The sequence below is a fragment of the Paenibacillus sp. 32352 genome (genome assembly GCF_002042965.1).
In the GTDB taxonomy this organism is placed as follows: domain Bacteria; phylum Bacillota; class Bacilli; order Paenibacillales; family NBRC-103111; genus Paenibacillus_S; species Paenibacillus_S vulneris.
This window is the reverse complement of record NZ_MZNT01000008.1, coordinates 92,584-117,700: the sequence shown is the minus strand read 5'-3', so window position 1 is coordinate 117,700 and position 25,117 is coordinate 92,584. Positions and strand designations below refer to the sequence as shown.

Annotated in this window: 25 protein-coding genes; 12 read left to right on the top strand and 13 right to left on the bottom strand. The window is 47.4% G+C overall.

Annotation, left to right across the window (positions count from 1 at the left end; all coding sequences use genetic code 11):
• Positions 1-69: 69 nt before the first annotated feature.
• A complete protein-coding gene (locus B1728_RS19340; protein WP_079912038.1) occupies positions 70-1,350 on the top strand; it encodes an MFS transporter in 1,281 nt (426 codons plus the stop codon).
• A gap of 156 nt (positions 1,351-1,506) precedes the next feature.
• On the opposite strand, the gene B1728_RS19335 is transcribed toward B1728_RS19340, so the two are convergent.
• From B1728_RS19335 to B1728_RS19295, 8 genes are all read right to left on the bottom strand, one after another.
• Complete coding sequence (locus B1728_RS19335; RefSeq protein ID WP_079912037.1) at positions 1,507-1,749, bottom strand: hypothetical protein; 243 nt, start codon at positions 1,747-1,749, stop codon at positions 1,507-1,509.
• A 54-nt stretch (positions 1,750-1,803) separates the two neighbouring features.
• A complete protein-coding gene (locus B1728_RS19330) occupies positions 1,804-3,393 on the bottom strand; it encodes a hypothetical protein (RefSeq protein ID WP_079912036.1) in 1,590 nt (529 codons plus the stop codon).
• A gap of 221 nt (positions 3,394-3,614) precedes the next feature.
• On the bottom strand, positions 3,615-5,462 hold the full coding sequence (locus B1728_RS19325; RefSeq protein WP_079912035.1) for a cyclic nucleotide-binding domain-containing protein: 1,848 nt from the start codon (positions 5,460-5,462) through the stop codon (positions 3,615-3,617).
• 109 nt (positions 5,463-5,571) lie between these two features.
• A complete protein-coding gene (locus B1728_RS19320) occupies positions 5,572-6,186 on the bottom strand; it encodes a hypothetical protein (protein WP_079912034.1) in 615 nt (204 codons plus the stop codon).
• 145 nt (positions 6,187-6,331) lie between these two features.
• Complete coding sequence (locus tag B1728_RS19315) at positions 6,332-6,988, bottom strand: DUF4085 domain-containing protein (protein ID WP_079912033.1); 657 nt, start codon at positions 6,986-6,988, stop codon at positions 6,332-6,334.
• Between the two features lie 575 nt (positions 6,989-7,563).
• Positions 7,564-7,926: a hypothetical protein gene (locus B1728_RS19305; protein WP_079912031.1), complete on the bottom strand. Its 363-nt coding sequence runs from the start codon at positions 7,924-7,926 to the stop codon at positions 7,564-7,566.
• A gap of 211 nt (positions 7,927-8,137) precedes the next feature.
• The gene (gene sigJ, locus B1728_RS19300) at positions 8,138-9,001 is read right to left on the bottom strand and encodes an RNA polymerase sigma factor SigJ (RefSeq protein ID WP_079912030.1); all 864 of its coding nucleotides are present in this window, start codon (positions 8,999-9,001) and stop codon (positions 8,138-8,140) included.
• A 38-nt stretch (positions 9,002-9,039) separates the two neighbouring features.
• Positions 9,040-10,236, bottom strand: a complete 1,197-nt coding sequence (locus tag B1728_RS19295; RefSeq protein WP_079912029.1) for an NAD(P)/FAD-dependent oxidoreductase — start codon at positions 10,234-10,236, stop codon at positions 9,040-9,042.
• A gap of 176 nt (positions 10,237-10,412) precedes the next feature.
• On the opposite strand from B1728_RS19295, the gene B1728_RS19290 reads away from it, so the two are divergent.
• Positions 10,413-10,784, top strand: coding sequence for a hypothetical protein (locus B1728_RS19290; RefSeq protein WP_079912028.1), 372 nt, complete (start codon positions 10,413-10,415; stop codon positions 10,782-10,784).
• Between the two features lie 186 nt (positions 10,785-10,970).
• Here the strand turns inward: B1728_RS19290 and B1728_RS19285 are convergent, their stop codons facing one another.
• Positions 10,971-11,597, bottom strand: a complete 627-nt coding sequence (locus B1728_RS19285) for a TetR/AcrR family transcriptional regulator (protein ID WP_079912027.1) — start codon at positions 11,595-11,597, stop codon at positions 10,971-10,973.
• A 162-nt stretch (positions 11,598-11,759) separates the two neighbouring features.
• Between B1728_RS19285 and B1728_RS19280 the strand changes: the two genes are divergently transcribed.
• The gene (locus B1728_RS19280) at positions 11,760-12,122 is read left to right on the top strand and encodes a winged helix-turn-helix transcriptional regulator (RefSeq protein ID WP_079912026.1); all 363 of its coding nucleotides are present in this window, start codon (positions 11,760-11,762) and stop codon (positions 12,120-12,122) included.
• A gap of 56 nt (positions 12,123-12,178) precedes the next feature.
• On the opposite strand, the gene B1728_RS19275 is transcribed toward B1728_RS19280, so the two are convergent.
• Positions 12,179-13,399, bottom strand: a complete 1,221-nt coding sequence (locus B1728_RS19275) for an MFS transporter (RefSeq protein WP_079912025.1) — start codon at positions 13,397-13,399, stop codon at positions 12,179-12,181.
• 58 nt (positions 13,400-13,457) lie between these two features.
• Complete coding sequence (locus B1728_RS19270) at positions 13,458-14,507, bottom strand: hypothetical protein (RefSeq protein WP_079912024.1); 1,050 nt, start codon at positions 14,505-14,507, stop codon at positions 13,458-13,460.
• A gap of 285 nt (positions 14,508-14,792) precedes the next feature.
• Between B1728_RS19270 and B1728_RS19265 the strand changes: the two genes are divergently transcribed.
• The 5 genes from B1728_RS19265 to B1728_RS37350 all read left to right on the top strand — a co-directional run bounded on the left by B1728_RS19265 (position 14,793) and on the right by B1728_RS37350 (position 18,555).
• Positions 14,793-15,221: a MarR family winged helix-turn-helix transcriptional regulator gene (locus tag B1728_RS19265; RefSeq protein ID WP_079912023.1), complete on the top strand. Its 429-nt coding sequence runs from the start codon at positions 14,793-14,795 to the stop codon at positions 15,219-15,221.
• A gap of 118 nt (positions 15,222-15,339) precedes the next feature.
• Positions 15,340-16,119, top strand: coding sequence for an aminoglycoside nucleotidyltransferase ANT(9) (ant(9), locus tag B1728_RS19260; RefSeq protein ID WP_079912022.1), 780 nt, complete (start codon positions 15,340-15,342; stop codon positions 16,117-16,119).
• A 650-nt stretch (positions 16,120-16,769) separates the two neighbouring features.
• Positions 16,770-17,465, top strand: coding sequence for a DUF4386 domain-containing protein (locus B1728_RS19255; protein WP_079912021.1), 696 nt, complete (start codon positions 16,770-16,772; stop codon positions 17,463-17,465).
• 33 nt (positions 17,466-17,498) lie between these two features.
• Positions 17,499-18,119, top strand: a complete 621-nt coding sequence (locus B1728_RS19250; RefSeq protein WP_079912020.1) for a class I SAM-dependent methyltransferase — start codon at positions 17,499-17,501, stop codon at positions 18,117-18,119.
• A 181-nt stretch (positions 18,120-18,300) separates the two neighbouring features.
• Positions 18,301-18,555: an immunoglobulin-like domain-containing protein gene (locus tag B1728_RS37350; RefSeq protein WP_368665238.1), complete on the top strand. Its 255-nt coding sequence runs from the start codon at positions 18,301-18,303 to the stop codon at positions 18,553-18,555.
• A 159-nt stretch (positions 18,556-18,714) separates the two neighbouring features.
• Here B1728_RS37350 and B1728_RS19245 read toward each other — a convergent pair whose 3' ends face one another.
• Together B1728_RS19245 and B1728_RS19240 are read right to left on the bottom strand one after the other, a co-directional pair.
• A complete protein-coding gene (locus B1728_RS19245) occupies positions 18,715-20,991 on the bottom strand; it encodes a helicase C-terminal domain-containing protein (protein WP_079912019.1) in 2,277 nt (758 codons plus the stop codon).
• Positions 20,992-21,024: 33 nt separating this feature from the next.
• Positions 21,025-21,315, bottom strand: a complete 291-nt coding sequence (locus B1728_RS19240) for a hypothetical protein (RefSeq protein ID WP_144027924.1) — start codon at positions 21,313-21,315, stop codon at positions 21,025-21,027.
• Between B1728_RS19240 and B1728_RS19235 the strand changes: the two genes are divergently transcribed.
• The 4 genes from B1728_RS19235 to B1728_RS19220 are packed head-to-tail and all read left to right on the top strand — an operon-like array spanning position 21,309 to position 25,117.
• Entirely contained in the window at positions 21,309-22,124 is an 816-nt protein-coding gene (locus tag B1728_RS19235; protein WP_079912017.1) for a helix-turn-helix domain-containing protein, read from the top strand. The genes B1728_RS19240 and B1728_RS19235 overlap by 7 nt on opposite strands.
• The gene (locus tag B1728_RS19230; RefSeq protein WP_306293542.1) at positions 22,125-23,357 is read left to right on the top strand and encodes an epoxide hydrolase family protein; all 1,233 of its coding nucleotides are present in this window, start codon (positions 22,125-22,127) and stop codon (positions 23,355-23,357) included. It abuts the gene before it with no gap.
• Complete coding sequence (locus B1728_RS19225) at positions 23,357-24,463, top strand: winged helix DNA-binding domain-containing protein (protein ID WP_256865425.1); 1,107 nt, start codon at positions 23,357-23,359, stop codon at positions 24,461-24,463. The genes B1728_RS19230 and B1728_RS19225 overlap by 1 nt, the downstream gene beginning before the upstream one ends.
• Positions 24,464-25,117 (top strand): DJ-1/PfpI family protein, encoded by a 654-nt coding sequence (locus B1728_RS19220; protein ID WP_256865424.1) that lies wholly within the window; start codon positions 24,464-24,466, stop codon positions 25,115-25,117.

Sequence of the window (25,117 nt, the reverse complement as noted above, 5' to 3'; positions counted from 1 at the left end):
CTTTGTAGGATATACCTTGAAGCTCACCAACACAAGAGATAAATACAAGATAAAGAAAGGTGACCTGCTATGAGGATGGAAAAAGCGGTGCGGGCTGTCGGAATATATGGCGGCGGTATTTTTTTCGGAGTGATGTCGGTGGCGCAGCCGTTTTTTACCCTGTACGCTGAAGCACTCGGTGCATCCACGGCCATGATTGGCCTCATTGTTACTCTTAGAGCGCTCGTCCCTATGTTCATCGCCATGCCGATAGGCCAAATGATTGATACGCTCGGCGCGATGAAAATGACCAAGATCGGCTGTCTGCTGCTTATCGTTTCCTTGGGACTTACATCCTTCAGCACGACCTTGCCTATTCTTGCAGTCTCCCAAGTGCTTCTCGGGACAAGCATGATTATTATGGCTTCTTCTCTTCAAGTCTTGGCATCGGATGGAGAGCAGAACAAGGAGCTGCGCAATAAAAATATTAACCGGTTCTCGATGTGGAACTCAGCAGGCAATATGGCAGGTCCTCTGCTTGGCGGAGCGGTGGTAAGCTATATGGGCTCCTCCTTGTGGAGCTACCGGTCCGCTTTCCTGGCATCGCTCGTAGTATGCTTCATTTGCTATATTCTGATCCTGCTCGTCCGCAATCCCGATGATGCCGGTGTGCGCGGCAAAACCAAAGAGCTGTTCCAGCCCAAAGAGATGCTGAACAGCTATGTGAGCGGCATTCATCTGACCCGGCACCGCGCGGTTCAGTTCGGCCTCGTCGGGACGTTCCTGATCATGTTCATTCAAGCGTTATACGCAAGCTTCATTCCGCTTTACTTAAACAATCAAGGCTACTCCGCCTTCGTCATCTCGTTCGTCATTTCGTTGATGGGCTTATCCGGGTTTGTATCGCGGTTTCTGCTAGGGCGGCTGATGAAGCTGGCGACGCTGGAGCGGATTCTTATCATCGCGGGCTGTATGGCTTCCGTCTGCCTGATCTTTATTCCTGTCGCTTCCCTGCACTTTATCGGAATCGCTGTCCTTACCTTCCTGCTTGGCAGCTCTATCGGCATGAATTTGCCGGTCACCATTATGATTATGGTGGAGGAAACAAAAGAAACCGAGCGCGGCAAGGTGCTGGGCCTGCGGCTCTTGACGAACCGGCTGTCACAAATGGCGGCCCCGGCCCTGTTCGGCCTGCTGGGCCAGGCATTCGGCTTGACCGCTGCCTTTTATACCGGGGGAGGCATTCTGCTCGCTACGATGGTCGGCTTTGCGGTGTACAGCTCGCATCGGGGACCTGTGACGGGCAGGGAGGAAGCAGCCGCGGCGGCTGTTGAAACAGTCCCTAACGGATCATGTTCGAAGAATGGGTAATACTGAGCCAAAAAGCTGGGGGTTCCAATCCTTCGAATTGGAAACCCCAGCTTTTTCAACATTTCATCAACCTGCTCTCGCAAAGCTCACTCTCCGGCCTGCTGGAAGTCAGCATTTTCCCCTTGTGTTCAAAAAGGCAAATGCAAAACAGAGGGATTAATCGTCATTTTCTTCCTCGTCTTCAAACTCAATTATTAATCCTCTCTCGACTAAATAATCTCTTATCTCTCGCGTACTAACCGGGACAGGAACCCCGTCTCCACGTAACCTTTGCTCTGACCAAAATAGAACAATGCTTTTGATTTCAGTAAGCAGTTCGTCTTCTGGAGCCATTTTAAGACAATCTTTTAATATAGCCTTCGGACTGACTTCAAGCTCGGTTTGGAACTTGATTCGCAACGTAATCACATCCCATGCTTAATCTGGTGTAACTTAATAAGATGCACGATGGTTCTATGGCTTCCAATATAATATTTTCACCATTTCGGCGATCTTTTTTTGATGTGCTGTCATTTGTTCCGCTGTATTGTCAGACTCCCTTTTTAATAATTCCAGTGAGGGGGTAATTTCCGTTCTGACATCATGACGCAAGACCTCAACCTCATTAACTAATTGCCTAAGTACCTGAATATCTTTGCGAAGCTCTGCCATTTCTTCAAGCAGCTGAGTGTTTGTTTGATAAATATAATGGAATAAAGGAGGCGTTTCATCTATGGCTTCATTGCGCAGTGGATCATCCGGTTCTTCAATAGGAAGGGATGAAGGACTCGCTCCTACTTCCTCTGCAGTTGGTTGGATGTCTGGTTCTTCGATAGTAAGTGATGAAGCATCTGCTTCTACTTCCTCTACACTTAGCTGTGCTTCTGGTCCCTCAACAAGAAGCGATGTAGCAGTTGCTTCTACTTCCTCTGCACTTATCTGTGATTCCGGTTCCTCAACAGGAAGCAATGAAGCGGTTGCTTCTACTTCCTCTACACTTAGCAGAGCTTCTGGTTCCTCAACAAGAAGCGATGTAGCAGTTGCTTCTACTTCCTCTGCACTTATCTGCGCTTCCGGTTCCTCAACAGGAAGCGATGTAGCAGTTGCTTCTACTTCCTCTGCACTTATCTGTGATTCCGGTTCCTCAACAGGAAGCAATGACGCATTTGCTTCTACTTCCTCTACACTTAGCTGTGCTTCCGGTTCCTCAACAGGAAGCGATTTAGCATTTGCTTCTACTTCTTCTACACTTAGCTGTGCTTCCGGTTCCTCAACAAGAAGCAATGACGCATTTGCTTCCACTTCATCCACACTTAGCTGCGCTTCCGGTTCCTCAACAGGAAGCGATTTAGCATATGCTTCTAATTCCTCTGCACTTAGCTGTGCTTCAGGTTCTTCAACAAGAAGCAATGACGCATTTGCTTCCACTTCATCCACACTTAGCAGAGCTTCTGGTTCCTCAACAAGAAGCGATGTAGCACTTGCTTCCACTTCATCCACACTTAGCTGTGCTTCAGGTTCTTCAACAGGAAGCGATGCAGCATTTGCTTCTACTTCCTCCACACTTAGCAATGCTTCCGGTTCTTCAACAGGAAGTGATGCAGCATTTGCTTCTACTTCCTCCACTCTTAGCTGTGCTTCCGGTTCTTCAACAGGAATCGATGTAGCACTTGCTTCTACTTCCTCCACACTTAGTTGTGCTCCCGGTTCTTCAATAATTAGCGATGTAGCACTTGCTTCTACTTCCTCCACACTTATCTGTGCTTCCGGTTCCTCAACAGGAAGCGATGTAGCACTTGCTTCTACTTCCTCCACACTTAGTTGTGCTCCCGGTTCCTCAACAGGAAGTAATGAAGGACTCGCTTCCATTACCGCTACACTTAGTTGAGCGCCAGGTTCCTTGATAGTAGGTGACGAAGACTCTGCTTCTAGTACTGCTGTACTTAATTGAACGTCCGGCCCCTTAACAATGGATATCGAGACTCTCTTATTCGTGCCCTGTGAATGATTCTTTATATACTTTGGTGTTGATTTATGTTTGAAGTTCCCATTCTTCTTTCTCATCTATCCTAGTCCTCTCGTTGTGGATTCGATGCCCTCAGGTTCACTAAGCTAAAGCCTAAATCAATTTATTCAAGGGGGCCCATAAATGTACCTTGTTTTAAGGGAAGCTGCGCACGCAGCTGCAGCCAAGACCGTGATAATTGTTTTTCTTACTTATAAAAAAATAACCGCCCCAATGAAAAGGACGGTTATTGGCTATATATTTCGCTGTTTTCGTTCAATCAGGATTGTCTTCTTAGTGCTTGGCCGCAGCGGGCACAGTAGCGGGCATCCGGAGGTGACTGCGTTTTGCATCCTCCGCAAATAAGAGGCTTGGCTTTCGGAGCATCCGCCGCAGCGGCTTCGATCAGCAATTCATTCTGTAGAAGCGGATTCAGTGACGTAATGGCATAGCTTTCTTCCATCGTTCCTTCACGAAGGAGTCCGTACAGAAGAAGCAATCCTCCCGCTCCGACGGCAACCATCGATAGCACTCTCCATAAGCCTTCTACGAAATGGAAGTCCCATAATGTATGAAGTGCCACGGCCGATAACAAGAGAGCTGCGGCCAGCCCTTGCCGTCGGCGCACGAACCGCGTCCTCTGTACAGCATGGCGCCTGTTTAGTCCGTACCAGACCCCGGTGGCGGCGATGGCCGTCCAGGTTCCGTGCCCAAGCGGAGAGAGCAGTGCTCTAACCCACAATACCGCAAGCATCTCGCCGGTCGAGCCCTGCTCCAGATACGACCAGCCGTAAATCATGCTTTCAACGGCGGCAAAGCCCATCCCGGCTGCTGCCCCGATCACGACGGCATCCATCAGAAACCGCATTCGTCCTCCTCTGAGGAGTATCGCGCATAAGATCAGCTTTGCGCCTTCTTCAATCAAGGCTACCGATAGAGGCACGCTCAGCACTGTAAAGCCACCAGCAGCCCTATCGACACCGAAGAGCCATTGCCGCTCCACTACCCAGGCAAGAGGCACCGCAACAGCCGCCGACAAGACGAATATCCATGCCAGACGTACTTTGGACAATCCAAGCTGCTGTGAGCTTCGAATATAGGCTACGTAAGTTATCGGCCCGACCAGCCCGCCTGCCAGCAATGCCGCCATTTGCCATAGCTGGTTATGCAGCCAGACGGCCATGACCGTGCAGACAGCGAAAAGACCCCCAAGCAGAAACAGCAGATCGATCCATCTGGTCGATCGGATAGCGCCTGCTTTCTCCACAGTCAGCAGGTCGTGTTCCATGCCCGATTCCATCTCATCTCCCTCTGCCGCCGCAAAAGAAGGAGCTATCGCGAGATCCGGACGCCGGATTCGCATCACCTCCGCAAATTGCCGTCTCACTGGTGCATAATGCTGCCAAATCGCCTGAAATTCGGCGCTTCCCATAACGAGCAGCTCGCCGTCTTCCATGGCAGTGACCGTCACTGATTGAGGCTGCTCCGCCAGCAGCGCGATTTCTCCAAAAAAATCTCCCGTCTCCATGACCGCGCGTTGCTCAGCCGAGGTTATCTCGAATCGCCCGCCGCTTACCATATAAAAATTCCCCTTGGCATCGCCTTCCCTCAAAATGGTTTCCCCTTGCGCCACATTCCTTCGCATTGTAATTTCCGCTAATCCGCGCAGCTCGGAATCGGGAATGGACGACCAGATTGATGCTTTGCGCAGCAAGCCGTGCTTCATGCGAAGCTCTGCCGCATACATTAAGCTTTCATGGAAGAAAGGACTTGCTTCGGCAAGCTTCTCAAAAGCTGTGCGATCCAGTCGAAGCGCTGTAACTTGGCCTAGAGCCCTAATGTCGGCTGTCCGCTTCTCATTGCGGATTAATGCGATCTCACCGATCAAGGCACCATATCCGAGCTCCGCCAACATGACTTGTTGTCCAATAAGGCTGCGGGTATGAACCTGCACTTTTCCATCCAGTACAAAATAGCAGTCGTTGCCCTCCTCAGCTTCGCGCATCAGCCACTCCCCAGCGGAGAAGCAGACCGTTTCCATGGTGGATGCTGCATTCTCAAGCTCCGTCTCCGGGACCCCGTGCAGCAGCGTATGGTTCCTTAAGAAGCCCAAGATATCGAAGGACATTCCGATTTCCAGCCTTTCTCATATATATCTTTAGCACTGTATTGAATTTAAACATTCTGATGTCGAAAAAAAAAGAAACCTGCCGAGGACAGGTTCCCGTACTGCTTCATTATCTCATATTTCCGACAATGTTGCCGCGTTGTTCAGCCATTTTTTTAATGAAATTGCTCATGGCATCAAAGGCTTCGTTTCTCTTGTTCGTCAGACTTTGCAAGCGGAGCATATCCATTTGCTGGGTGCTGTTTAAGCTGTCAATTTTACTGCGAAGTGATTCCAACGCGCGGTCTACATCGGCTTGAGTCCATTTATTCGATGACGGTACCGAGATACCGTTCTCGGTTAATTTTTTCTGCAAATCTGCATCTAATGTCACACTGTCACCCGATTTTTGCGGACGGCTCGATTTTAGTTTGCTTAAGCTCTCATTCAATTTGGCAATTTCGTTATTTACTTTTTGTATTAATTCCATTTGCGCTTTCATCTGCTCATCCAATTGCTTGCTTTTATCCGTTTGAACCTGCAGTAATACAGTTTCTAAATCGGGATTGGAAACTTGAGTCGTAACCGTTCCTGGAGTGATGGACCCGATCGCATTCTGAGTTGCTTGACCGCCGACCGCTGCCTTTACCGAGCCGTATGCCGAGTCGTTCATCATTAATCCTACGCCGCCCACAATCCCGATCACGAAGGTTCCTACAATAGATAATGCCATTTTCTTATTCATCCTTGATTCCCCCCACTCGCCTCATTGTTTGATTATATCACTGAAGCTCCCCTTAAGTCTGTTAAGTGCACCACATACTGCAAAAATGGGCGAGGGCTGCGTAAGACGGCAAGAAGGATAGGTGGGTTCGGTTTATAGCCATAAATTACAAAATAACGTCAATAGTAACGTTTTCAGCTGATATCGTGAATTCCATCAAAGGACCATCTACTAACACATGAAGTTCAAATCCTGTTTTTGTAAGATAAACCTCATCATAAAGCCAAATACTACCTAGGCTCAAGTTTTTAGGCTGTAGCTTCTCCACTCCTGTGAAGGTTAGCCTTACATCCGTTAAATAATGATAGCCGCCTCTACAATCCAATGTCAGGATAAAGATGTCCTTCGAAGGCGTCTCAATCGAAGTTACTCGTGCATCGTGTAAGGACTTTTCAAACAACTGAATAACGCTGTCAGGGAGTGAGCTTTTTATGGAGTCATAGTAGCTCCGATAGGTCATCCCATTTGCTTTCGTTCGCGCATCATACTCCGATCGCCATTGGCCAGCCATTTTTCTAAGCTCTTCAGAAGGAAATTGTGAGTTTAACGTTCCGTCTTGAATATAGGGGTGAAAGAATGCCGGGAGGTATTTGAGTAAATCAGTTCTTTTATACTCCAAGTTGTTCTTACAAATTTCTTTGAAGTCCAAACCTTCAGATTCATACCAGGCGATGTTATCTTCCCATTCTTCCTTCGTTTCATAAAAAGTCAAAAAGCTTCTTATTTGCGCTTCTTCATACCACTCTTTAGTGAAAAATTTCATTAGTTCCTCCTAGTTGATCACTCGCTGCTACGGCTTATGTCCTATGTTGGTTTGCACTAAACCGCCCGCAGCATATCGCAGCTGCATCTCTATATCGTACATTGAGAATGAAATAAGACCAATCGTCCCAACGAATTAAGCCACCGCCCGATAATATTTATTAGCAGCCGGCCGAAACATGAGAATGAACGCAATGATAACCGAGGCCAGATGAACCATTCGGCTTATCCCGAACAGAATAGAATATAATGTCATTCCGTCGAGGGCTTTTTCAAGCGAATTCCCTTCCAAAATCCACTTGACTGGATCAATAACCAAGGATAGAGTTCCAATCCCGCCAAGAAGTATTGCTAAGACTATACGTGCCCAGTTTCTCCCGCGGTACATCTTCACAATGATGTAAATCAGAGCGGCAAAAATTATCGTTCGGATCCCAACTGCGATGAATAGACTATTTCCTGGCCCAGAATTGATTTACAGCTCGATCCAAGTCCAGTTTATGGCTGGATCTAAGTTCAGGAAAAACTATCATGAATAGGAATTAATTGTATTTATTACTATTTGCCTTTCTAAGTTCACTCTTGATATTTTCCAATAGATATTACATCACGTTCATGTACACTTAAAATATGTGAGAGCGAAACCTTATCGCCATCCCTGAGTAATAGTCCAAACCGGGAGTTCATTCCCGACCAGCCTTCGACTCCATCTTTTTCATAATTCCCTGATACGTATGCAAGAGCATTCTCCTTATTTGACCAAAATTCAATCCGCTTGGTGTTTATGTTGTTATCTAATTGGCCGACCAGCAGCAATAGGAAAAGCTTTTGATACTCTGTGTTAACCTGCCTAACCGTTTGAATGGTATCTGTTGCATATACTGTTGCTGCTGCAGTTAAAGCAATGCCGCAGATTAGACCTAAAATGAATTTTTTCAAAATAGGTTCAACTCCCATCTTAAATGACTTATTTAAGAAGACGTATTACACAAAATTGCAAAATGGAAAAAGTATTGAACTAAACCTACGCAACAAAGCTGCCGTTCATGCGGCAGCTTTGTCATGTATTGCGCTATTGCACCCGTTCAACAATGTTTTGTTTCCAGGAAAGGTCTTTCATTCTCGACAACCTAGTCATAATTGTTATTACCTAAATCCGGGCAAGCTTATCTGGGTTTCGAACGGCATACATTCTGGCAATCTTTCCTCGGCGGAGTTGCATGAATAAAGCGGCCACGGTTTCCCCCCTCGACCGGATAACAATACTGGTCTCACCGTTCAGAGGGGTGAGCTCGAAGTGAAAATCGCCCTGAAAATAGGACTTTAAGCTCCTGACTCCATCGAGCAAGACTCGGGCCACTTGATCGCACGTTTGTACCGGATACCTGAACGCAGTTGCTTTCCCTCCTCCATCGGCAATGAACATGACGTCTTCGGTTAACAACGACATCACATGATCGACGTTCCCTTGCTCGAGGGAGGTGAGAAACCGTCTGACCCATTCCAATTCGACCGCTTCAGCCGAAACCGGCTCCTCCTCGGATATGCCCATTTTGCTTCTTGCCCGGCTCAACAGCTTTCGACAGTTCGCCTCTTGCTTACCGAGCAGTCCCGCTATTTCGGGATAATCGAAGCCCAACGCCTCACGCAGGACGAAAACCGTCCGCTCTGTCGGCGTCAGCCGCTCGAGCAGCACGAGCATCGCGTATGACAGCAGATCGCGGCGGACGACCGTTGTCTCGAGCGGGTCCGTCTCCGGCGTCCGAACCGGTTCAGGGAGCCACGGACCGACGTACATCTCTCTCTTTTTTCGTGCCGACTTCTGCAGATTGAGACAGTGATTCGTTACCATTTTGCACAAATACGCCTTCGGCTCCTCCAGACGTTCGGGATGTACGTCACACGCCTTAACAAACACGTCCTGCACCGCATCTTCCGCGTCTGCTGCAGAGCCTGTCAACTGATATGCCAGCGTGAACAGCAGTGCTCTATATTGATCGTACAGTTCCTCCATACGCCGACTCACCTTTTCCTGATAATGGTAGCTAGTAGTTATCGTAACATACTGCCTTTATCCCATGCCAGCTTCCTGATTTTCCATCCCAGCTTTCCCGTCATGATGAAATTAAGTCCCCATTTGCGTGCCCATACAAAACCGCGGTTCTCCCCCAATCCGATGCAGAAGAAATCCAGTATCGAGCTGGCGGATTTGTGAACCGGGGCCGGGCGGCCCTCCAGATCGGCCATTACGATTTTCCCCAGTCTATCTGCTTGAAGCACACCTTCTCCTGCCCTCATCAGATCTGCCTTGCCGGTTGTCGGGTCGACGATTCTCGCACAGTCGCCGATGCTGTATACGCCAGGCGCCCCTTTGACGCGATAGCACTCATCCACCAGCACTTGACCTTCGGGAGTAAGCGGCAAGCCCATGCTTCGAAGAGCTGGATTCGGGATCAGACCAATTGTCCATATACATAGGCCAACCGGCAGACGATCGCCGTTACTGAGCTTCACCGCTCCTGCTTCCGCATGTATCACCTTGCGGTTGTAAAGTACTTTCACGCCACATTCGCCGAGGAACTGATCCAATTTTTTTCCGACATTTTCGGGGCCTTCCAGGAACAATCGTTTCTGTCCACTCAGCAGATAGACAGAGACATCGAACGAGTTCAGTCCTAGCGACGATGCTTCCTTCTGCATCTCAAGCGCCAGCTCGGAGGATGTTTCAACGCCACTGATGCCTGCTCCTGCAACTGCAACCGTCATCAGCCGCTTTCGTTCCTCAGGGTTCGTCTCAGCAGCAGCTTTCCGCAGGTTGGCGCGCCAACGCTCCTGGATGTCTATCGCGGCTTGCGGGTCGGTCAGGGCAATGCCGCCCCGATCGGGTTCCGGCTGCTGAACGATGCTGCCGACCGATACGACCAATAGGTCAAACCGCATGAGGACCTGATTTCCTTGCGCATCCTCATAACGAATCTGTTTCCCCCCGCTATCCACGGACGTAACCTTCCCTTGCACGAATTCGACACCTTCCGAGAACGAATAGTGCGTCCAGGGGATCATAATCTCTTCCTGGCACACGGCTGGCCGAAACAACAGCATTTTACGCAAATGACCGGGCTGCTTGTCGATCAGAACAAACCGGATCTGCCGTCCGTTCGTCATGCCCCGGGTCTCTTCCTTTATTGCTTTGAGCGAATGAAGCCCAACATGGCCGCCACCGACGATTACGCATGTCAAATCGTTCATCTTTCCTCAGCTCCTTAACGTTTTGCACATATAACAACGTAAGCCTCTGATTTGTGACATCGGAAACGAACGAATAAAAAATCATGCATGGATTCGTCTTTTACACAACCTATCATGGTAACTTTATTAGCTCTAGACCGTCTAACTTTTACGACACACTTCAATGGAGGAAAAGTATGTGGAAGATACTGTTTGTATTACTTGGAATGCTTCTAAGTATGTCAGGTTGCAAAGAATCTACCAGCACTCATATAAAAAAAGCAACTCCAGAGATGCAAAGTACCAATAAAACTGAAGTTGGATCCGAGGTAAAGTTTAGAGCTTACACGAATCATGTTCCGGTCAATGCGGAAGTGATGACAAATGATAAACGTAATCAGCTTAACCCCGTTACCAAGGAATTAGTTTCTTTATTAGACGACTATGTTTATGCATTCAATAAAAACGATCTTAAACAAGGAGGGGACAAATTTTCTTCTGTAGACACTCCGGCAAGTGAAATTATGCCAGGTAGTTGTGTCATTAAAATAAGTGCAACGGATCATTAAAGTAATTGATCAGTATACCGTTGGAATCGTGGCGAATGTCGAGGCACGCTATAAATCAAATGATGAATCGCCCTTCTGGAAGGGGAAGCAATGGTTTATGTTTACTGTCAGTGGGGATGGCCATTTCATACTTGGATACTGGAATTCTCCTTCAGTAGATCCCCTTTTCTTTAATGATAAAAACGTTCAAGACGTTCCTTCAATGCCATAAATAGATACTGCATCCCATACTCTCATCAGTTGAGTTATCGCAGCTTCAAAGACCTCGTAAGGAACACCGTCCCGGGCTTGAGTGGAAATTCCTCGTAGAAATGTTTCAAATAACATAACCATCACGGAGATATCCGTAGATTCGGGCAGTTCCCCGTTACCTACGGCTCGTTCTATACATTCTTTTATCCAACCCCGGACCCTCTCTCTTTCCTTGGACAGCAGGTCGCGGATATGTTGTTGCTCGGGCGAACAATTTACGGCAGACAACACTAACAGGCAACCTAAAGGATGGGAGTTCTCCGTCTGCATCCGTGCTGATTCCCGCAATCCCAGTTCCATTGCTGCTCTAGCTGTCAAGCTTGTATCCCTGAAAGTTTCCGAAACATGTCCATAAGTAGATATATATCGATCCACCGCTTCGCGGAACAGCGCTTCCTTGGATTCAAACGCCGCGTAAAAGCTCGCGGCCGATATATCCCCCATCGCCACCCGCAACTGAGCCACTGAGGTGGATTCAAAGCCGTGTTCCCAGAAAAGCAGCATGGCGGTCGCAACCGCCTCGTCGCGATTAAATGCGCGTGGACGTCCCGTTCGTGGCATAAGATGATCTCCCTTCATTAATTTTATAATAATCGATCCATAATTCGTTGACAAGGGAGCGTGGGTAAGCTTAACATATAGAATGATCGATCTATAATTAGACTCGGCTTAACTGCTAATCTCGGTTTTTTCTCAAATCTTTTGTAAGGGATGTGTGGACAGATGATAACCTTTAGAGACAAAACCTATCGCTGTACCTCGGAAATTGTACTTGACTTAGTCAGCGGTAAATGGAGAATATCCATATTAAATGAATTGTCTAAAGGTCCGGTACGGTTTAATCAGCTGCAGCGGCTGCTACCCAATGCGACCCAACGCATGCTTACGATGAAACTAAGAATGCTGGAAAGCGACGGACTCATTATCCGCAAGGTTTATCCGGTTTCGCCGCCAAAAGTGGAATATCGCTTGTCCGAGCTGGGCGAACAATTGGTTCCCATGCTCACGATGTTATGCGATTTTGGCAGCACCTATATCGACAGCTTTCCCGATGAAGTATCGTATTCCGATCATAAGCATGCCTAATATGAAACCTTTAAGAGGTACCCAGGATGAGTACCTCTTAACCTTATATTCCGCGATCACAGGCTTCCTTCGTATTGACTGCGCAGCTCGTGCTCCTCTTTAGATGTCCTGCGAGTTCCCCGATCTAAACGATAGTTGATCGAAGCCAGCACGGATGCCAAAACAGCTACAATTCCCCCCGACCAGGAAAGATCGTTAAGCTCCATGTTCGTTGTGACAAACCCTCCCAAAACGGATCCCATGGCAATCCCGACATTGATGGATACGGAGGTTAAGGACGAAGCCAAATCTCTGGCCTCGGGAACATGCCGATCGGCCCAATCAATGAAATACAACTGCATCGTCGAGTTCATAAGGTAAACAACGAGAGCTATAAATGAGATGCTGACAAGTCCTCCGACAAGCGAGCGGGAAGATACATATAGCGACGCGAGAATAACGGCCTGAGCCAGGAATACATAGCGAATTGTTCCCATCCCGCCACCGGCAGCCAGCTTCCCCCCGATTAGCGTGCTGAAAATGGACACGACACCATAAAGTAAAAAGACGAGGCTGATATACCGTGCCGGCACAAAAAGCACATCCTGGAGCAAAGGGGCTAAATACGTATAGACGCTATACGTTGCTGCAATGCTTAACGCAGGGATAAAGAAAGCAAGTACAACTCTGGGATAGGCGAATAATCGGAGTTGCTTTTGGAGTGAACTTCGTGCCCCCTTCAGTCTTCTGGGAATGGTTACAAGGCTCACTAGCAATGAAACGATTCCCAATAGCGTAGTAAACCAATAAGACATATGCCACCCTCCCCATTGCCCGATGAAAGTGCCAAGAGGGACGCCTAGGACACTAGCTACGGTGAAACCCGTAAAGATGATGGAGATCACCGGTCCTCTTTTTTCCAGAGGCATTGTTTCACTGGCTACAGCCATCGCAAGCGCAATCAAGACGCCGGTAACCACGGCCGTGACCACTCTAGAAGCTAAAAGCAGAGCATACGACCCGGACATCGCCGTGACCATATTCCCGACAATAAATACACCGATCAAAATAAGGATGAGCGGATACTTGGAGAATCGGCTGAATAACGCCGTGAAGATCGGAGTACCTATGGCAAAAGACAGGGCAAAAGCCGACACCAGGGAGCCTGCGGCAGATATGGCGATCTTCATGTCCGAAGCCACTTCGGTTAATAATCCGACCATCACAAATTCGCTGGTTCCCAGGACAAAAGTCAATAAAAATAGAGTAAACGTCAGCAGCTTGTGTTGTCTAGTCAATATAAATCTCCTCCTGCTCCTATCCGGATGGACAATAAATCTCTTTTGGTTTATAGACTTACAGCACTAAAAATTGCGTCCCGAACCCTTTGCCGGAAACATAAGCCGCTTCCAGCTCCTCTTTATCTCCTTTGTCCAATAAAACCACATTTTCGGGATACAGTTTGCCTAGTAACGCCCATAATACAAGTTCATTTCCACCGCTAGGAATAAAATGAATGCCATCTATATTCGTCACCAATCCGGAATGCGCGAGAATGTCTGCCGCTAGGTGCCAGCTAACGGAATTTCGTTTAGCCAATGCGGCATCGGCATTGTCGTTTCTATTCGGACCGTAACCGGCATCAGTCAAACCCGAGCTGACGACACTTTGCGCATATCGGATAATCGATTTGTGCGTCAACCTTTTCCCGAGCAATTGTGTTAAAAAGATCTCCCTGGCCGGCTCCAGAAAACGCAGTCCTTTGAAGCCCGCATGTTCCTTGACTTCAAACGGAACTTCCTCCCAATTGGCAAACGGAAGCAAGGCATCCCGCAGCAGAACGAATTGGTGCAGATATTCATTATAAATCTGCATGATCTTTGGACCGCCATAGGGACCCCATACCTGAGCGATGGCTTCCGGGATCAGGGGGTGGCCATAACAGTGACTGCGAAATTCCAGCTTTCCGAGCGTTTCCGGTCCATACTTGGCGAGCGCGTTTTTCTCGGAATTTATTTCCCTGGCCCAGCTTACCAATCGCTCGCCGATGCGCACCGCCTGCGCCGTAATCTCGGCGCCAGCTTTATCCTCGAGAGCCAATGGCCCCAGTGGCAAAGATGACAAACGTCCTGAAATCGCCAAATTGGCTTGAAGGCTGTCCAAGAGCACCGTCGGATCGCCGTTCATCGGTTCGCCAAGCTGTATCAGTATTGCCTCAAGCATCTTATCGAGCTCCATAACGACCTCTTTTGCCCGGTATACACCGGCAGGCAGATTCCAATCCAAGGCCTCATTCACCCCCTGTCTGATGGAGTCGCCAGGATATTTGCCGATTAGAGACCCCATATCGATAGCCTTCCCCCATACAATTCGCTTATCTTTCAAAGTAACTTGGTATTCCTGCATACCTTCACACCTCACCTATGATTTCTATAAACGACCGTACCGCTCTGCGAAATATGGATCGATCGTTCTGTATGTTAGGTTATCAGAATCCCCTACCCTTGAGTAGTACGCACTTTTTTGTATGATCCGATTACTCTTGTAAGGTAGGATACATTTTGATACTGGGATTGCGGGGATTCATCGGTGGAAAAAGACAAAGGCCCGTGACGTTTAACGCCACGAACCTTTGTCATACATATTTCCTTCTCCATTTTACAATTTCTAACAATATGGGGAGGTACGATCATGAAGCCTCGCAAGGATACGCCTTATCTGGACTTGTTTCAGATTATTGGCCTTAAGTTAAAGAAAAAAGCGGACGATAGCATAAAAGAGTTAGGATTAAACGCTCAACAAGGAAAAATAATTGGCTATATCTATGAGAATCAAGAAACTGAATTAATTCAGAGGGATCTTGCCGATCGGTTTCATCTGCGCGGGGCAAGCATTACAAGCATACTTCAAGTTCTTGAGCAAAAAGGATTTATCGAGCGTAAAGTTCCAGCCAATAATGAACGGCAAAAAAATATTTATGTTTTACCAAAAGCCGTTGAATTGATTGAAGACTTCTACGACTCCTTCCAAAAGGTGGAGGACGAGATCGTTCAAGTCCTTACCGAAGAGGAGAAGCAGACCTTAAAGGAATTGTTGATCCGAATTAATGAACGCTTATAACTGCGGTTGTAATCTCCTGGACGATCGCTGGAGTTCCTTGTTTCATTAGGCTATGTAATCAGGATGAATAGAACGAAGGCAAGTCAAATTGTTCGGTAGACAAGGGGAGTTGTAGCTGATGAGTGACTTTAATAAAGAAAAAATACCGAAGGAAGCGATCCAAGCATTTAACGTTGTAGAGGAGCTGCTTGGCAGTGCAATAGTCGGGGTATATCTATTTGGTTCTGCAGTAACCAGTGGCTTACGCATTAATAGTGATGTAGATGTCCTCGTGGTTGTAAATCAAAGTTTGACTGAAGTAAGTCGCAGAAAACTAACAGACAGACTCCTGTCTATATCCGGAAAGGTAGGAAATGCTGATTCTGTGCGACCGCTTGAAGTCACGGTAGTAATTCATGAAGAAGTTGTCCCCTGGCGATTTCCGCCAAAACATGAATATATCTATGGCGAGTGGCTCAGGGATGAGTTTGAGAATGGACAAATTCAGGAACCAACTTATAACCCTGATTTGGCTATTGTTTTAGCACAAGTGAGAAAGAATAGCGTTTCTCTTTTTGGTCCTGATGCTTCTGATCTACTTGAACCCTTGCCGATGACACATATTCGAAGGGCGATTATAGAATCTTTGCCAGGATTAATTGAGAGTACCAAGGGCGACGAGCGAAACGTAATTTTAACCCTTGCCCGAATGTGGCTGACAATGGCTGTCGGCGAAATCTCATCAAAGGATGTAGCTGCTGAATGGGCCATACCTCAGTTGCCAAAAGAGCATGCGACTTTACTCAACCTAGCAAAAAGGGCCTATCGCGGAGAGTATGTTGATCGTTGGGAAGGGCTGGAAAGCGAGGTAACCGCACTCGTTAATCATATGAAAAACTCTATAGAGTCTTATTTTTAACGGCAGGCTTTGAAAGACTGAAAAACATGTGAAAATAAGAAGAAGATCGGAATGCCTTTATAAAAAGCACTCCCGGAGGTTGCCCGGATCACACATCTAGATTGCCGCTGTTTGATTGAACGTTACTTCAATAAATTAAACAGGACGTATTGAGTAAAAAGACATTTCAATCTCATCCTCAGTCACTGTATTAGAGTGAGTACCTGCATAGTGCATGCAGAGACTATTTCATCCAATGTCCCTTGAATTAGGTCACCGTCTTTTGAATGAAAAATAAATAATCCTTTATCGTACGTAACATTTTACACATTGAAGACCTAGCAACATAAATGCCTTTGCGCCATTATAACATACATTTCATCCCATTCAGCAAGCTAGCATATAGCTTAATCGATCCTTGTTAACAGGTCCTCAATTTTTTCAGCAAGTTCTTCTTCTATTTCATCTTTAGTCAATTCGGAGAACACCATGCGGATACAACCCTCCATTCCTCATATGACAAACATATAGATACCCAGGCTTTCATTTAATTCAGCGGTTTTTTGTTTGTTATAACCTTATAGGTGTCATGCAATCCTAGCTACTCATGAAATTGTTCTACTGAGGCATATCGCTCAATTATATTATTATAGAAAAGGAGGTTAATTAAGTTGAAGAATAGTACAAATTCAGGTAGAAGGTCTGCAATAATTTCTGGGTTGTTATTAATAGCCGGGTTGGTTACAGGTATATTTAGTGTTGTTCCTGTTATAGATGGAGCAGACTACCTTGTCAAGGCTTCTACAAATGAAAATCAGGTGCTAATAGGAGCCTTTTTCCAATTGTTAATGGTTGTTGCCTATGTTGGTATTCCTGTTTTGATGTATCCGATTTTAAGTAAGCATCATAAAGATTTAGCTCTTGGATCTGTTGCTTTCGGCATCATTGCGGGTGTGTTTATTATTATGGGTGTAATCACTCTTCTGTTGCTACTGACATTAAGCCACGAATTTGCAAAAGTTGGAGCTCTGAATGGTTCGTATTTTCAGATCCTGGGTGAATTGTTACGGGAAGTACGTGATTTGGTGAACCATGTGGCAACGACACTGGCATTTGTTTTGGCTATGTTCTTGTTTAACTGCATATTTTACCAAACAAAAATCGTCCCACGTTGGTTGTCCGTTTTAGGTCTTGTCGGGTCTATGTTGTCCATATTGGCAAGCTTACTATTTATGATTCGCTTCATCGGTCTGGATGCAACCTACATGATGTTGAACATTCCAATAGCCTTTCAACAATTGGTTTTGGCTATATGGCTAATCATTAAAGGATTCAACCGGGTGGAACAGGATCCAGTATTCCTTTAAGATGAGCGCTCTAGAAAAGAAGGTGAAACGGAAATGAATAAATCAGAACGTTTTTGGGACAGAACCGCAAGTCAATATGATCAAATCGAGATGAAGGATGAACAAACTTACCTCCAAATCATACAACGAACGAAAACGCATCTCAAAATAAGCAACGTGGTGTTGGATTACGGCTGTGGAACTGGATTAATATCCAATGATATTGCCGAAGACGTAAAAGAAATTCATGCGATTGATATATCTTCTAATATGATCGCAATTGCCGAAAAAAAGGCAAAAGAACGAAACATCACAAATATAAACTATGCTCACACAACCATTTTTGATGAAAGGTATGAGAAAGGATCATTTGATGTCATCTTGGCCTTTCATGTTCTGCATTTATTGGAAGATGAATGTATCGTTCTACAAAGAATGAATGAACTGTTGAAACCAGGAGGATTATTAATTTCTGCAACACCATGCGTGGGAGAAAAGATATTTCTAAGAAACTTGTTATACATTGCAGGTAGAGTTGGTTTAATGCCGATTATAAGATCATTTAAAATACGCAATTTAGTCGATACAATTGAGAAGGGGAATTTTTCAATTGTCGAAACGGATTGCTTGAAGAAAAGTTCTCAAGAATATCTCATTGTTGCTAGGAAGTTTTGATAAAGGAGCCTTTGCAGTCGTTTTGCCAAATATTTCGTCGTAACTTATATCACGGTTTACCGAGTATGAGCTTACACTAACCTCCCCATTACTTCAATGAATACTAAATAGGAGCTGCTCTCGCGGCATCTCCAAACTATCGTCTCCCGTTACTAAACCCTTCAACATCTAAATCGAATGAATGGTATTTCAACTCCTTTTTCAAAAATATAATCAGTCGGTATGGGAAGACGTGCCTAATCGAAGAGCATTCACATTAGAGGGCATAGGATTGGAACCGGGAAAAACATATGAACAGAAAGTGACTATCAACGATCTGGAGCCAGGAAAATACCGAATTATCAAAGAAGTCTCCATCATGGATATACATGATACTAAAGAGGCTTTGACAGCGGATTTCGAAGTGGTTTCACCCGAGCATTTTCCAAATCGTTAACGAATCCAATTAATGTTTTCATTAACATCTATACGTTTTCGTTCACTAGATGTAACGTTATCCTGCCCAAAAGCTTAATGAGGCTACCGATCAATTTCGCGGCAGCCTCACTTCGAACTTTGCTATTGAACTAACTACACCATATCCCGATTTTACCAATTAAACGCGCCACTCCTCAGGAAGCAGTTGCATGTATTTGGGCTGTAAATACCGATCATCGACAAGCACGAGAGAACCACGATCCCGCTCCGATCGAATCAGCCTGCCGCCCGCTTGCAGCACCTTGTTCATGCCTGGAAAAACATAGGCGTAATCAAAGCCGTCCCGTCCTGTTCTGTTGTAATAGTTTTTCATCAGATCACGTTCCAGTCCGATTTGTGGTAGTCCCACACCAACGATAATGACACCGGTCAGCCGGTCCCCTTGAAGATCGATCCCCTCCGAAAATATGCCTCCCAATACGGCAAAGCCGACTAACGTTCGCTCCCTTCCCGCCTGGAACGCGTCCAGAAACCGCTCCCGATCCTCTTCCGACATCGTATGGGTCTGAACAAGGATATCAGCGTCCGGCATTTCCGCTTCATACGCGGCCACTCCGGCCTTCAAATATTCAAACGAAGGAAAAAAGACCATGTAGCAACCATTACAACTGCCGATTTGCTCGCGAAGCAGTGATCCCAGTCTAGCCATCGAGCTTTCACGGTCCCGGTATCGCGTCGATAACGCCACGATGCTCACCTCCCATTGGTCCTTCGAGAAGGGGGATGGAATCGCAAACGTATAATCGTCCTCCCCCGCACCGAGTACATCCATGTAGAAGCCGAATGGGGACAGCGTTGCCGAGAAAAAAATTTTGGCCCGATAGCCATTGCTCATATGTCGCAGCAGCTGGGACGGATCTAGGCATAGCAGCTTGACTCTGACCTCGCTGCGCTCGACTTCGGCATAGGTGACGAACCGTTCGTCCGCCAACTTCGCGATTCGAAGGAAGCTTTGTACCGCGAAATAAACATCCTTCAAAATCGTCAGATCTTCTTCCCCGCCTGCAACAAGCGTCTGCTCGGCTGCTTCGGTGAACGACTCTAACCGTTCAAGCAAGCTTTGCGGCGGGCCGTCAAGCAGCGAATGCTTCCGCTCCCCCACCTTCTTGCGCAGTTCGATGAATATTTCATTCAAGGCCTTCGCCGCCTGGGCAAGCTCTCGTTGCTTGCCCTTGCTTTCCCGCTGAAGATGGAGAAAACCGGATTTTATTAGCTCCGCAGAAAACATGTCCCTTGCCCGGTCGACCAAATTATGCGCTTCGTCCACCAATAGAGCAGTTTGCTTGCGCTGCTCCTGCAGCAACCGCTTCAACGACACACGCGGATCAAACACATAATTATAGTCGCAGATGACCGCATCCGCGGCGTATGCTGCTTCTATCGACAGCTCGAACGGACATATCCGGTGTTTGCGTGCATAGTGTTCGATCACCTCGCGGTCCATCAATGCCTCATGCTCCAGCATGTCCAGCATCGCACCGTTAAGCCGGTCATAGAAGCCATCTGCGTATTCACAGTACTCCTTCGAGCAGCGCACCTCATCCTTGAAGCATACTTTTTCCTTCGCCGTCAGGGTGACGGTCTTCATCCGTAAGCCAGCATCCGCCATAGCGCGCATCGCATGCTCCGCCGCAGTCCGGGTTATCGTTTTGGCCGTTATGTAGAAGATCCGTTGAAGATGCCCTTGCCCGATCGCTTTAACAGCCGGGAACAAGGTCGAGATCGTTTTGCCGGTTCCGGTCGGAGCTCTTGCGAATAAATCTTTCCCTTCGGCGATCGCCGTATACACAGCACCGGCCAACTTACGCTGCCCTTCCCGATAGGCCGGATAAGGAAAGGACAGGCTCCGTGCGCTCTCGTTCCGTTCCTGTTCGTGCTTAGCCATCCATCTTGCATATGGTGTGTATACCTGCAGCATTCCGAGCACTAGACCTTCTAGCTCCTCGGTCGTCTGCTCCTTCCGAAAATGAATTTGTTCGTCAGTATCCAGCTGTACATAGGTCAATTGCACGCCCAGCTTCAATAAGCCTTCCTTCACGGCATACATATACGCATAACATTGTGCCTGCGCCCAATGTTCGGGATGCGCGTGTTCCTCAATACGTTTTATATCCTGCACGGTGGACTTAATTTCCTCAATGGTGACAAGCTCGTTCTCCGGGAATCGGATGCCATCGCAGCGCCCTTCCAGCCGAAAACGCAAGTCCCCGCATTCGATTTCCTGCTGCAGCGGTACTTCCTTGAGGTCCGAATCTCCATACGTCTTTTGCAGCTTCTGATGCGCAAGCGTCCCTTCTGAGAACGTAGGTGCTGCATGAAAGCCTGACTCCAGACTGCCTCTGCGAAACGCGTATTCGACCAGTGCACGTACGGAAATGCGAATAATCGGTAGCATTTGCTCTCACCCGAAATCATGTTAATTTACACATTAGCATACCATGTTTTGCACCGAATGCAAACAAATGTTCCTGTTGATGTAATCGGATTCTCCGAACATCCGGGTAGCAATGTGCCCCTTCATCGGCAGCTGGGAAGCATTGACTCCTACAAGCACATTCGATATGGCTACCGCGGCTGTGAGAATACCTGCAACCTCTTGATCTCGATCATTGCGCTGCTCGCACTCGCTGTGCGGCATTCTTTTATGGGATCTTAAAATGATCTGGTATAATGGAACGGAAGAAACAATGAGACAGAAAGGACTGAACAGCAATGCCATTTCAGACCTATTTCCCCCGGCCTCCTTTGTCTTCCTTCATCGCATACTTCTGGTCCTATACAGGGAAAAATCCGCCGCACTCGAGAAGGCTCACCCTACCGGACGGCTCGATCGATCTCGTCATTGATCTGTATGATCGTAATACTCGTATACACAATCGATATGACAGCGAGACGACACTATCAGCTTCCGTGATTAGCGGGCCTCACACCGATTATTATATAACGGATTCTTCAAGCGAACGGTCCATGATTGGCGTACATATCAAGCCCGGCGGCGTTAGGCCGCTTCTAAAGCTGCCTTCTATTGCGTTAAAAGATACGCACGTCTCGTTGGATGATTTATGGGGGATAGCGGCTACAGATCTGCGCGATGAGCTGCTTTATTCCAACACGGTGGAAGATCGATTTCGTATCCTTGAAAAATACTTTCTGTTACGAAGCGATTGGTCGAGGCCATCGCATTCAGCCGTTCAGTTTGCGATTGCCTCCTTTCAGCAGCCGCAATACACCGAATCCATTACGAACATGGTTGAACAGGTTAACATGAGCGCCAAACGATTCATTCAAATTTTCAAGGACGAAGTGGGACTAACACCCAAAAGGTTTAGTCGTTTAATGCGTTTTCAAAAGGCGGTACGTCTAATCAGACAGAGCAAGGATATCGATTGGGCCGATCTTGCCATGTCTTGCGATTATTATGATCAGTCCCATTTTATTAAAGAATTCCAGTCCTTTTCCAGCCTCAATCCGACCGAGTATCGCGCTATAGAAAGCCTGCACCCCAATCACATTCCACTCACGGACTAGATCTCGGGAAAAAATATACAATACAGTGTCTCCTTCGTTCCCTTACAATGCAGAAAGCAGCTATTACATTCTGTAGATGGAAAGGGGAGATCAGCTATTATTACTCCATTTAAAATCAATGTTCCGCAATCAGATCTTGAAGACTTGAAAACGCGGCTGGATCATACACGGTGGCCCGACGAAGCGGCCGGCGAAGGCTGGTGTATGGGTGCAGATCTCGGTTATATGAAGGAATTAATCGATTATTGGCGAACGCAGTATGACTGGCGTATTCATGAAGCCAGATTAAATGCCTTACCACAATACAAGACGGTTATAGAGGGTACGACCCTTCATTTCGTGCATGTTAAAAGCGAAAATCCAAATGCGGTGCCGCTATTGCTCGTTCATGGCTGGCCCGACAGCTTCTACCGATTTCACAAGATGATCCCTCTGTTATCCGACTCCTTCGATCTTGTCGTGCCTTCGATTCCCGGTTTTGGATTTTCGGATCGAAAAACCACAGCACCGAAGCGAGTCGCCCACCTGTTTGCCAAGCTGATGACAGAAACACTTGGATACGAGGGCTTCGCGGCTTGCGGCGGGGATATCGGCACTGGCATCGTGACCATGCTATCCATACATCACTCCGACGTTGTGAAAGCGATCTTGTTGACGGACGCTGGTTATCCAACCGGAAAAGAGGATAGTACTGAAATGTCCCCTGCCGATCGGCAGTTTATGTTAGACACCCAGGCCTGGGTTCAGTCAGAAGGCGCCTATCTGAAGCTGCAAGCTACCAAACCGCAAACGCTTGCCTATTCACTTAACGATTCGCCGGTTGGCTTGGCATCTTGGATCGTCAGCATGATCCGTTCGGGAGCTGGCGACAAGACCGTAGATGATGCATTCGGCGGAAGGGACGAACTACTCACGAATATCATGATCTATTGGCTGACCGAGACGGCCGGATCTGCCGCACGCATGTATCGGCTAATTGTAATGGCCAATCAAGCGAATGAAGATAACGCTCCGCTGATCACAGCGACACGAAGCGTACCGGCAAGTATCGTGCTCTTCCCGCGCGAAATCCAGTTCCCCGCAAGCTGGGCTGAACGTTCGGTACATGTGAGAAGCTATAACAAAATGCCCCGTGGCGGTCATTTTGCAGCGCTGGAAGAACCCGAACTGCTGGCCAATGAACTGATACGATTTATCCCTATACATTATTCTGATTCGGGAGGAAGCTCATAATGGAATCCATGAGGGAACGAAGCATTTCCTATCGACGTATGCACAATCTGCTCATAGCTGGCAGGAAGATGGACAATTGCGAACATGTTGTCCAGCACCTCGGCGCCCTGCAGGCGCAAGATTATCATCAGGCCCTGTGGGCTGTTGGAATGCGTACGCAATCTGTTACTGTGGCGGATATTGAGCAATCCATCGAGGATCGTAAGATTGTTCTGACTTGGCCGATGCGCGGTACGATTCATTGCGTGCATCCGGAGAACTTAAGATGGATGCTCCAACATTTGGCTCCACGTATTTTGGCACAGGATGGGCGAAGACAGGCGCAATTGGAGCTTAATCAGGAGATCATCGAGCGCTGCAGGCAGATCATTTATGATGCCCTGCAAGGGAACAAGCGGATATCTCGTCCCGATCTTATGCAATTGCTGGAAGATAACGGATTTCACACGAAAAACCAGCGAGGCTATCACCTTCTATGGTATCTTGCGCAGAGCGGCCACATTTGTCTCGGGCCGAGGGAAGGCAAGCAGCAAACCATTGTTTTGCTAGATGAGTGGGTGCCTGCCGCCAAGGAGTTATCCCGGAGCGAAGCGCTCGCCTTGCTTGCGGAACGATATTTTGCGAGTCATGGGCCGGCAACCGTACAAGATTTAGCCTGGTGGGCTGGGATCACACTCTCTGACGCAAGACAAGGCGTAGAAGCTGCGCAATCCCGGCTGGTGTCGGAGAAAATCGGCGGGCAGGAATATTGGACAACCGATAACGCCCCGGCATTCGTAATGGATGAAGAACCGAGTGTTTATCTGCTTCCGGGATTTGATGAATATTTGCTTGGCTTCAAAGACCGGAGTACGGTATTAAACGCCGCGCATGCCCGCCATGTTGTCCCGGGCAATAACGGGGTATTCATGCCCACCATCGTTATCGACGGCCAAGTCTCCGGCTTATGGAAACGAACCATTAAGAGTAAAGGGATCGACATCGAATTTCATCTATTCGCACCTCTAAAGGACAGAGAAGAGCGCGTGATCGAGGCTGCCGGGCAATATTGCAAGTTTATAGGACTGCCTCTAGCAACAACATCCTTTCAACTGGTGGAATCATAGATGATCAAGGAGGAAGTTATGAAATACGCTTATGTTTATGTACTGGATACGATGGCGGACTGGGAGCTTGGCTTTGTTACTGCAGAGCTCAACTCCGGTCAATATTTCAAACATCGCGGGAGTCGCCTTCCCGTACGAACTGTCGGAGCTTCCAACCGTCCTATCACGACAAAGGGCGGGCTGACAATCGTGCCGGAACTGACAGTAGATGAGATCACTCATGAAACATCGGCGATATTGCTTTTGCCGGGTGCCGACAATTGGAAAGATCCCATGAATGGGCCAATTATCGAAAAAGCAAAACAACTGCTGAACGCCGGTGGCAATGTTGCTGCCATATGCGGGGCGACACTTGCGCTTGGGGATGCCGGGTTGCTAGATGACCGTCAGCATACGAGCAATAGTCTGGAGTATTTGAATTTATTTAGCCCCTCGTACAAAGGCGCTGCTCGATATAAAAACGAGAAAATCGTGACAGATGGCAATCTGATCACAACCGGTTCAGCCGGCGCACTAGAATTAGCGCGCGAGGTTATCGCGCTGCTGGACCTGTTTGCGGAAGAGACGTTAGAAGCTTGGTATAACTACTTCACTTCTGGCGACCCTAAATATTTTTATGCGATGATGGAGACGCTGCAAGAGAGTAATTCATAA

Bases quoted from the DNA above. Each gene is read 5' to 3' on its own strand.
- B1728_RS19340 (WP_079912038.1), top strand. From the start codon at position 70: ATGAGGATGGAAAAAGCGGTGCGGGCTGTCGGAATATATGGCGGCGGT.
- B1728_RS19330 (WP_079912036.1), bottom strand. From the start codon at position 3,393: ATGAGAAAGAAGAATGGGAACTTCAAACATAAATCAACACCAAAGTAT.
- B1728_RS19325 (WP_079912035.1), bottom strand. From the start codon at position 5,462: ATGTCCTTCGATATCTTGGGCTTCTTAAGGAACCATACGCTGCTGCAC.
- B1728_RS19320 (WP_079912034.1), bottom strand. From the start codon at position 6,186: ATGAATAAGAAAATGGCATTATCTATTGTAGGAACCTTCGTGATCGGG.
- B1728_RS19315 (WP_079912033.1), bottom strand. From the start codon at position 6,988: ATGAAATTTTTCACTAAAGAGTGGTATGAAGAAGCGCAAATAAGAAGC.
- sigJ (WP_079912030.1), bottom strand. From the start codon at position 9,001: ATGGAGGAACTGTACGATCAATATAGAGCACTGCTGTTCACGCTGGCA.
- B1728_RS19295 (WP_079912029.1), bottom strand. From the start codon at position 10,236: ATGAACGATTTGACATGCGTAATCGTCGGTGGCGGCCATGTTGGGCTT.
- B1728_RS19290 (WP_079912028.1), top strand. From the start codon at position 10,413: ATGTGGAAGATACTGTTTGTATTACTTGGAATGCTTCTAAGTATGTCA.
- B1728_RS19285 (WP_079912027.1), bottom strand. From the start codon at position 11,597: ATGCCACGAACGGGACGTCCACGCGCATTTAATCGCGACGAGGCGGTT.
- B1728_RS19280 (WP_079912026.1), top strand. From the start codon at position 11,760: ATGATAACCTTTAGAGACAAAACCTATCGCTGTACCTCGGAAATTGTA.
- B1728_RS19270 (WP_079912024.1), bottom strand. From the start codon at position 14,507: ATGCAGGAATACCAAGTTACTTTGAAAGATAAGCGAATTGTATGGGGG.
- B1728_RS19265 (WP_079912023.1), top strand. From the start codon at position 14,793: ATGAAGCCTCGCAAGGATACGCCTTATCTGGACTTGTTTCAGATTATT.
- B1728_RS19250 (WP_079912020.1), top strand. From the start codon at position 17,499: ATGAATAAATCAGAACGTTTTTGGGACAGAACCGCAAGTCAATATGAT.
- B1728_RS37350 (WP_368665238.1), top strand. From the start codon at position 18,301: ATGGTATTTCAACTCCTTTTTCAAAAATATAATCAGTCGGTATGGGAA.
- B1728_RS19245 (WP_079912019.1), bottom strand. From the start codon at position 20,991: ATGCTACCGATTATTCGCATTTCCGTACGTGCACTGGTCGAATACGCG.
- B1728_RS19235 (WP_079912017.1), top strand. From the start codon at position 21,309: ATGCCATTTCAGACCTATTTCCCCCGGCCTCCTTTGTCTTCCTTCATC.
- B1728_RS19240 (WP_144027924.1), bottom strand. From the start codon at position 21,315: ATGGCATTGCTGTTCAGTCCTTTCTGTCTCATTGTTTCTTCCGTTCCA.
- B1728_RS19225 (WP_256865425.1), top strand. From the start codon at position 23,357: ATGGAATCCATGAGGGAACGAAGCATTTCCTATCGACGTATGCACAAT.
- B1728_RS19220 (WP_256865424.1), top strand. From the start codon at position 24,464: ATGATCAAGGAGGAAGTTATGAAATACGCTTATGTTTATGTACTGGAT.